Below are 1,068 nucleotides of genomic sequence, written 5' to 3'. Positions count from 1 at the left end.
GTAGCTGACGACTTTTGCGTAGTAGTAGGAGAAGGTATGGCAGACAAAACTGATGGCTATCAAGGTGAACATGAATCGGCGTTCGATCATATCGCCAGTGGCAGGTAAGCCGTCTAAAAACGTAATGCCAAAGAAAACCAAAATCATGTAGGTAGCGCTAAAGAGTAAACCGACTTTGAACTCGTTAATCAAAATGATGGTTGCGACGATGGGGTAGAGCCACAATAATTTTCCGGAGGGCGCATCATTAAAAAGAAGCAGTAATAACCCCTCAAACATGATGACGGCGCTGAGCAGTAAATCGGCATATTTGTGATGCCTTTGTACTTTTATGAGATAGCAGATCCCTAAGCAGGCGATGGCACTGAAGGCATGCAAAACGCTTAACCCCCAATGATTTTCGAGCGATTGGACGATAGCGCCGTACACCAATAGTGTGGCGGCAATGCTAGAACACAGAAAAACGATTTTCTTTTTTCTCGTCGAGCGGATATCCGCCATTTCTTCTAGGCGAGCCCCGGCCAATGTCGACATCTTCTATCCCTACTTAAATTGATATGTACGTCTATTCTAGGCGGTATTTTAGCGATAAATAGAATAACAAAATCGCCAAATGTGAACTTAGTCATGTTGCGAGGTGACTGAATCTTGTAAGGAATTTTCTGGGTGTCACGACGCCAAGGGTTTTGTTTATTACGATATCTATCGATATGTTGCCTGCAATATGGTGATGACGGTTACAAAGTTACCTTGATGTGTGCACGTTGATAAATACAGATAATGCATAAAAACGGCTGTTAGCGAGTCGATTCTCAATTCGCTGAATGGCGTCATTTAACGGCGTTAAGCCACTTATCAACCGCGTACCTATTGAGCTCATTGTTCGTCAGTCGATGATCTCTAAGCTCCGTCAATGAGTCGCGTGGGCTTGAAAAGTCATTAGAAATATTTTCCTCAAATGACAGGAATTATTGTTGTCGTTGTGACCAATCTCCGACTAAAATCCGCGCTGAATCTCAGTTTCATCTCAAACGAATCCCGAATTACTTTTTATAGACTGCCTCACAG

General features: G+C 43.1%; 1 pseudogene. It reads right to left on the bottom strand.

Annotated features, from left to right (window positions below):
* Positions 1 to 534: pseudogene (locus R7Z50_RS24800) on the bottom strand (GGDEF domain-containing protein); the annotation flags it as partial.
* Positions 535 to 1,068 lie beyond the last annotated feature (534 nt).

Source organism: Vibrio sp. 1249-1 (assembly GCF_033340495.1).
Note: the sequence above shows the minus strand (reverse complement) of the source record. Positions and strands in the feature narration are given on the sequence as shown.